This window comes from Stenotrophomonas sp. P5_A8, from assembly GCF_056400545.1.
Window position 1 is genome coordinate 1 of sequence record NZ_JBFULB010000195.1, and the last position, 7,270, is coordinate 7,270.

7 protein-coding genes are annotated in these 7,270 nt (G+C 67.6%); 1 reads left to right on the forward strand and 6 read right to left on the reverse strand.

The features are described 5' to 3' along the window. The 6 genes from gltX to creB form a co-directional block, all read right to left on the reverse strand. Window positions 1–758 (reverse strand): glutamate--tRNA ligase (gltX, locus tag AC1DQP_RS13680; RefSeq protein ID WP_478051797.1); only part of this gene is annotated, 758 nt, incomplete at its 3' end. A 120-nt stretch (window positions 759–878) separates the two neighbouring features. Next, window positions 879–2,480, reverse strand: coding sequence for a M20/M25/M40 family metallo-hydrolase (locus AC1DQP_RS13685; protein ID WP_478051800.1), 1,602 nt, complete (start codon window positions 2,478–2,480; stop codon window positions 879–881). A 99-nt stretch (window positions 2,481–2,579) separates the two neighbouring features. Beyond that, window positions 2,580–2,990: a hypothetical protein gene (locus AC1DQP_RS13690; protein ID WP_256776469.1), complete on the reverse strand. Its 411-nt coding sequence runs from the start codon at window positions 2,988–2,990 to the stop codon at window positions 2,580–2,582. Window positions 2,991–3,000: 10 nt separating this feature from the next. After that, entirely contained in the window at window positions 3,001–4,320 is a 1,320-nt protein-coding gene (creD, locus tag AC1DQP_RS13695) for a cell envelope integrity protein CreD (RefSeq protein ID WP_457319548.1), read from the reverse strand. 99 nt (window positions 4,321–4,419) lie between these two features. Then, window positions 4,420–5,880 (reverse strand): two-component system sensor histidine kinase CreC, encoded by a 1,461-nt coding sequence (creC, locus tag AC1DQP_RS13700; RefSeq protein WP_478051798.1) that lies wholly within the window; start codon window positions 5,878–5,880, stop codon window positions 4,420–4,422. Between the two features lie 3 nt (window positions 5,881–5,883). Then, a complete protein-coding gene (gene creB / locus AC1DQP_RS13705; protein ID WP_256776465.1) occupies window positions 5,884–6,573 on the reverse strand; it encodes a two-component system response regulator CreB in 690 nt (229 codons plus the stop codon). Window positions 6,574–6,618: 45 nt separating this feature from the next. On the opposite strand from creB, the gene AC1DQP_RS13710 reads away from it, so the two are divergent. Next, a partial coding sequence (locus tag AC1DQP_RS13710) for a 23S rRNA (adenine(2030)-N(6))-methyltransferase RlmJ (protein WP_478051799.1) occupies window positions 6,619–7,270 on the forward strand: 652 nt, incomplete at its 3' end.

Below are 7,270 nucleotides of genomic sequence, written 5' to 3' on the forward strand. Positions count from 1 at the left end.
GCGTCCTTGTACTGCATCACGTCGGCCGCGCCGGTGCGCTTGGACAGCTTGGCGCCCTGCTCGTCCAGGATCATCGGCATGTGGCCGAACTTCGGCACCGGTGCGCCGATGCCCTCGTACAGATTGATCTGGCGCGGGGTGTTGTTGATGTGGTCGTCGCCGCGGATGACCTCGCTGATGCGCATGTCCCAGTCGTCCACCACCACCGCGAAGTTGTAGGTCGGGAAGCCGTCCGGACGGAAGATCACCATGTCGTCCAGCTCGCTGTTGGCGATCTCGATGCGGCCCTTGATCAGGTCGTCGAACACCACCGTGCCCTCGAGCGGGTTCTTGAAGCGGATGACGCGGTTCGGGTCGTCCTTGTACGGCAGGCCCAGGTCACGCGCGGCCCCGTTGTAGCGCGGCTTTTCCTGCTTGGCCATCGCCGCCTCGCGCATCGCGTCCAGTTCTTCGCGCGTCTCGTAGGCGTAGTAGGCCTTGCCGTCGGCGACCAGCTGCTCGGCCACTTCCAGGTAACGGGCCACGCGCTGGGTCTGGTAGATCGGGCCCTCGTCGTAGCCCAGGCCGAGCCAGTCCATCGCCTCCAGGATCGCGTCGATCGCCCCCTGGGTGCTGCGCTCGCGGTCGGTGTCTTCGATGCGCAGCACGAATTCGCCGCCGCGGTGACGGGCCTCCAGCCAGCAGTACAGCGCGGTGCGGGCGCCGCCGATATGCAGGTAACCGGTGGGACTGGGGGCGAAACGGGTGCGGCAGGTCATGGAGGGCTCGAGGCGGGAAGCTGGAATCCCGGCAATTTTACCTGTCCCGGCCGGAAACCGGGGAATCGCCCGTCACGCTTGGCGCAGGCGGCCCCCATGGCAGCCCGCGCCCCACCCCGCTCAGGGCGCCAGCAACGGCTTGCGCGGCATCTTTTCCTCGCGCATCGCCGCGTWGTAGACGAAGGACGCCACGATCGCCGCCGCCTGCTTCAGATCCTCCGGCTCGGCGTGGTCCCAGGTGTCCAGGTTGCTGTGGTGGACGTTGGTGAAGTAGTCCAGCCGGTCCTGGATGAACTGGAAGCCGGGCAGGCCGACCCGGTCGAAGGCGATGTGGTCGGTGCTGCCGGTGTTGCGGGTGGCCACGGTGGTGGCGCCGATGTCGTGGAACGGGGCCAGCCAGGCCTCGAAGATCGACACCGCCGCTAGGTTTTCCTGCGCATAGATGCCGCGGAAGCGGCCCGAGCCGTTGTCCATGTTGAAGTACACCGAGAATTTGTCGTAATCGCGCTGGCGCTGCAGCGCGCCGGTCGGTTCGCGCATCGAAGCCGGCAGCAGTTTCTGCGCCGGGTCGGTCGGTTCGGGGTAGCGGGCGAAATGCCGGGACACATGGTCCTGCGAACCGACCAGCCCCTGCTCTTCACCGCTCCACAACGCCACGCGGATGGTGCGCCTGGGCTTGGCGCCCACCGCCTTGAGGATGCGCATGGCTTCCATCATCACCGCCACGCCAGCGGCGTTGTCGGCCGCACCGGTGCCGGTATGCCAGGAATCCATGTGCGCGCCGAGCATGACGATCTCATCGGCCTTGCTGCTGCCCCGGATCTCGGCCAGCGTGTTGTAGCCCGGCTGGTCCTGGGCATCGGTGAATCGCGCCTCCACGTTGACCCGCAGTTTGACCGGCTGCTTCTGCTCGACCGCACGCACCAGCGGGTTGTAGTGCTCGGCCATCATCGCCAGCTCAGGCACGCCGACCGGTTCGCCGGCCTTGCGCGAGCCGCCGCCACCCACGCGGATGATGCCGTTGTCCCAGCCACTGATGCTGATCGTGGCCAGCACGCCCTGCTCGGCGAAAAAGGCGTTGGTGGCCCGCGCGAGTTCCTGCTTCTCCAGGTACTCCTTGGCCTTTTTCGCGCGGTCCGCCTTGGCGTCGGCCACGTCCTTGGGCACCGCGAACACCTGCAGCTCGGCCAGCCCGGCATCATCGTGACGGTGCGAATCGGACTGACTGGCGCGCGCGTAGTCGCGTGCGTCGTTGAGCAGCAGGATCTTGCCGGTCAGCTTGCCCTTGTACTGCTCCAGGTCGGCGATCTTCTTGATGTCGACCTTGACCACCTCGCCTTCGACGGTGCCGTTGGTACCCGGCGTCCACGCCTTGGGCAGCGCGTACAACGGCGCCACGCGCGGGCTGAGCATTTCCACGGTGGCGCTGCTGAACTCCCAGCCCCGACCAAAGGCGTCGAAGCCTTCGTCGCGGACGTTGACCAGGCCCCATTCGGTGAACTTGCCGCGGCTCCAGCGGTTGGCTTCGCTCATGGCCGGCGAATTGGTCAGGCGCGGGCCGATCCGTTCGGTGAGGTGGCTGAAGGTGGCCATGACCTGCGAGCGATGGAAGGCTTCCTGGCGGATACGGCTGACCATGTCCAGGTCTACCGCCTCACGCTGCTGCGCCATTGCATTGCCACCCATCGCCAGCGCTATCGCCAGCACGCCCCACTTCAGCACGTCGTACCCCGGCCTTTCGGCATCACTCGTCAAGGCCTTGAGTCTAGCCAGCACGCGCGCCGTGCCCCCGTCCCATCGGTCATGCATGCGGGAACGCGCTCAACCATTCCAGCCCAGCCACAGCTGTGCGTGTGCCGGCAACAGCAACAACCAGTGGCGGCGATCGACGCTGGTGCAGCCGAATACCGCTGCGTGTGCCGGCCAATCCGCTGGCAGGCCATCGATGCCGATCTCGGTCAATGCCGCGCTGCCGGCCTTCCACTCCCGGTAGCGCGGCACCCGTCCGCCCAGCGCGCCGCGTCCCTGCCGCGCCCCGGACAACCACGCCAGTCCCTGGCGCTGCACCCCTTCGCAGGTGCGCTCGGCCAGCTTGAAGCGGACCAGGCCGGGGGCGATCCGCGCCCCCGGCAAGGCCGCCAGCACGCCACTGGCCTGCAGCAGTGCATCCACTTCCAGCAGCGCGGGAATGCCCTGCCCCGCGCGTTGCCGCAACCCTTGGCGCCAGCTCATGTCGTACTCCTTACTTCAGGCTCGCACCGACTTCGTACCAGTCGATCTTGCGGGTGATCCACATCGCCGTGGCCAGCACGCCGAACAGCAGCAGCGACCCCATCAGCAGCGCGTTGTTCTCCGAGATCAACAGGCCGTACAGCGCGCCGTACAGCACGGTGAGCATGCCGGCAAAGCCCAGCCCGCGTACCCAGCTCTTCAATGCGCCGGACAGGTACACCGCCTGTATGCCGATGCAGGCCACCGCCGAAACCACGTAGGCCAACCAGAACGGAATGTGCTCGGACAGGCTCAGCAGCAGCAGGAAGAAGATCGCCAGCGCCAGGCCCACCATCAGGTACTGCAACGGGTGGATGCGCAGCCGCTTGATCAGCTCGAACAGGATGAAGCCGACGAAGGTGAGCAGGATGAAGAGGATGCCGTACTTGCTGGCGCGATCGGCCTGGGTGTAGATGTCCACCGGGTTGACCAGCTCGACGCTGACCGTCTCCGGCTCGACGTCCTTGCTCTCGCGCAGCTGGCGCTGTGCCTGGGAGGCCAGCGACGACACCGCCCACTGTGCCTCGAAGCCCTTCTCGCCGATGGTGCGCTGGTTGGGCAGGAAGCTGCCGCCGAACGAGGGATGCGGCCACGGCGACTGGATCGAGATGCGGCTGTCATCGCCCACCGGCACCACCGCCAGCGAGCGGGTGCCATCGAGCACCAGCGCCAGTTCCAGCGTGCTGGCCTTGAGTACGCCGCCAGCATTGTTTTCAAAGCCACGCAGCGGCACGTGCAGGCCCTTGCCCATTCCGGTGACCTCGCCAATGCCCGGCTGCAGGGTCAGCGCCGCGCCGTCGACCTGCAGCTTGGGCGAGCCGACCAGTCCGCGCACGTCGGCGATACCCACCGCCAGGTACGGCGTGCCGTACACGCGGCCTTCCTTGATCGGGTAATCGTCGTCGGTGAACTCGGCGGTGATCTTCGCGTTCCAGCTGTACACCGGCACACGGAACAGGCCGATACGGCGCTCGTCCGGTTGCATCCGGCCATCGACCTGCAGTCTGGACGGCATTTGCAGCCAGTAGCTCTGCTCGGTCTGTACGCTCTTGGTTTTGTTGCCGGCCGCGTCGACCACTTCCACTTCACGGGTCTCGGTCCACGGCACCACGCGCACCGGGCCGGTCAGGGTCTGCGCACCCGCGCGGCTCTGCGATACGCGCAGATACGCCTCGTTACGGTAGGCCTCGCGCTCGCTGATCACGCCCTTGATCATCATCAGTGGGATCAGCAGCAACAGGATCAGCCCGCCGACAATGGCGAACCGCAACAGCATCTTCAGGGATTTCATGGCCCGTCCTCGGTTGGGAGGGGGCCAGCTTCGGAGGTGGCGGTGTGCGGGGTTTGTGCTGAGTTTGAAGTCTGTGTGAAGTGCGCGGCCCGCCGGGGCTCAGCGCCGGATCGGCGCGGCCGGGTCGCGCCACGGCAGCCACAACGAGGCGATGGCACCGCCGCCTTCGCGGTTGCGCAACTGGGCACGCCCACCATGCAGGCGCGCTACCTCCTGCACGAAGGACAGCCCCAGCCCGGAACTGCGCAGACCGGTGGCCGGGCGCGCCAGCGAATAGAACCGCTCGAACACCCGCTCCAGCGCGTAGTCCGGCACGCCGCTGCCGCGATCGGCCACGCGCAGGACCACGCCTTGGCCATCGCGCGCCGCACTGAGCTGCACGCAGGCCTCGGCGCTGGAGAAGGCCAGCGCGTTCTCCAACAGGTTGTTCAGCGCCTGGCGGAGCAGGTAGCCATCGCCCTGGATCACCAACCCGTCGGGCACCTCCACGTCCACGCGTACCGCGACGGACTGCGCACGCATGGCTACCGCGTCGGCGGCGGTGCCCAGCAGCACGCCCAGGTCGATCGGCTCGCGCTTCTGCAGCCACCCGTGCTGTTCCACTTCGGCCAGTGCCAGCAGCTTGTCGATGGTTTCGGTCAGGCGCTGTTCCTGGCCCTGGATGCTGCGCGCGAAGTGCACGCGGTCGGCATCGGGCAGCGGCTCCTGCAGCAGTTCGGCCGCGCCGCGGATGGCGGCCAGCGGGCTCTTCATTTCGTGCGTCAGCGACTGCACGTACTGCTCGACGTAGGCCTTGCCTTCCAGCTTGCGTCGCATGGTTTCCAGCGCCTGGCCGAGGTCGCCGATCTCGTCGCGACGCGGTTTGGGCGGGGGCACCGGTTCGCCGGCACTGACCGCCTTGGCATACCGGTTGAGCCGGTTGACCCCGTGCATCAGCCAGGCGGTCATCAGCAGCCCGATCAGCGCCGACAAGCCGATCAACCACGCCCCGCGTTTCATGATGGCGCGCTGGCTGGCCGCAATGAACGGGTCGATGCTGCGGTTGGGCTGGGCCAGGCTGAGCACGCCGATCAGGCGCTTGGCATCGGCCGGATCGTGGATCGGCGCGGCCACGTGCATCACCGAGTGGGTGTCATCGCCCGGGGTTTCCGGACTGGAGCGTGCGCCATATTCACCACGCAGGGTGCGGTAGACATCATTCCAGCGCGAGTTGTCGCGGCCGACGCCCTGGCCGGTGGAGTCGTAGATCACGATGCCCCTGGCATCGGTGATGGTCACCTGGTAGTCGAGCGTGCGCTTGGGGAAACGCCACACCATCGCCTTGGGGTCGCGGCGCTGCGCACGGGCCAGGTTGGCCACGAAGGTGCCGTTGCGGATCGTGCCGGCCTTGACGTCGGCGGCGGCCATCTCGGCCAGCACATTGGCCGCGTCGACCAACGTCGACTCCATCGCCTGGCGAACGCCGGGCTTCACTTCGTTGACAAAGATGCGCATCACGAAGAACGCGGCGATGCCCACGATCAGGAAGAAGCCGAGGAACAGCTTGAGGCCAAGCCGCATCGCTCAGACCTCCAGCGCGTAGCCGAGCCCGCGGTGGGTGCGGATCGGATCAGGGTCGGCACCGGCGGCGCGCAGCTTGGCGCGCAGCGTCTTGACGTGGGTATCCACCGTGCGATCAGCGCTGTCGGCGTCGGTGTCCCAGCCCCGGTCCATCAATTGCGCGCGGCTGAGGATGGCGCCAGGGCGCTGCAGCAGCGCGGCCATCAGCGCGTACTCGTAGCGGGTCAGCTCCAGTGGCTGCTCGGCGAAGCGGATACGGCGGCCCTCGCGGTCGATGGCGAAGCGGCCGTGCTGTTGCCACCCACCCTGCTCGACCGACGTACCGCTACGGCGCAACCGCGCGCGCACCCGGGCGACCAGCTCGCGCGGCGAGAACGGCTTGGCCATGTAGTCGTCCGCGCCCAGCTCCAGGCCCAGCACGCGGTCGAACTCGTCGTTGCGCGCGGTCAGGAAGATCACCGGCACCTCGCTGAAGGTGCGCAGGCTGCGGCAGACCTCGAACCCGCTCATGTCCGGCAGCCCCACGTCCAGCACCACCACGTCGAAGGCCTGCTGGCGCAGCGCTTCCAGCGCGCCACCGCCGAGCAGGCAGTGCTGGGCGCCATAGCCCTCGCTGCGCAGCGCGTACAGCACGGTGTCGGCGATGGCGGTTTCGTCTTCGACGACCAGGACGTTGTGCAGGGGGCGGTTCATGCGCGCAGCATAGCCGCTGGGCCCGCCGCCCCGTACACTGCGCCGATGAATTACCGCCACGCCTTCCATGCCGGCAACCACGCCGATGTGCTCAAGCACATCGTGCAGCTTGCCCTGCTCGACACCTTCAAGCGCAAGGACAGCCCGTTCTTCGTGCTGGACACCCACGGCGGCGCCGGCCGCTACCTGCTGGCCAGCGAGGAAAGCCGCAAGACGCTGGAAGCCGAGGACGGGGTGATGCGGCTGATGGCCCAGCCCTCGCTGCCGGCGGTGGTCGAGCGCTACCTCAAGGCGGTCCAGGCCGACAACCCGGTCGGGGCGATGATCAGCTACCCCGGCTCGCCGCTGCTGACCGCCCAGACCCTGCGCGAGCAGGACCGCATGGCGGTCTGCGAGGTGCAGGACGACGAAGTGGCCTCGCTGAAGGCGCTGTTCGCCCATGACAGCCGGGTGGGCGTGTACCACGCCGATGGCTATGCCCAGAACAGGAAGCTGCTGCCGCCCAAGGCCAACGGCGTGAAGATCGGCCGCGGGCTGGTCCTGATCGACCCGCCCTACGAAGGACAGGACGCCGAGTACCAGGCCATCCTGGCCTCGGTGACCGAGATCCTGGGCCGTTGGCCGCAGGCGAGCTTTGCGATCTGGTTCCCGATCAAGCAGCGCCGCACCATCCTGCATTTCCTGCGCAAGGCCTGCG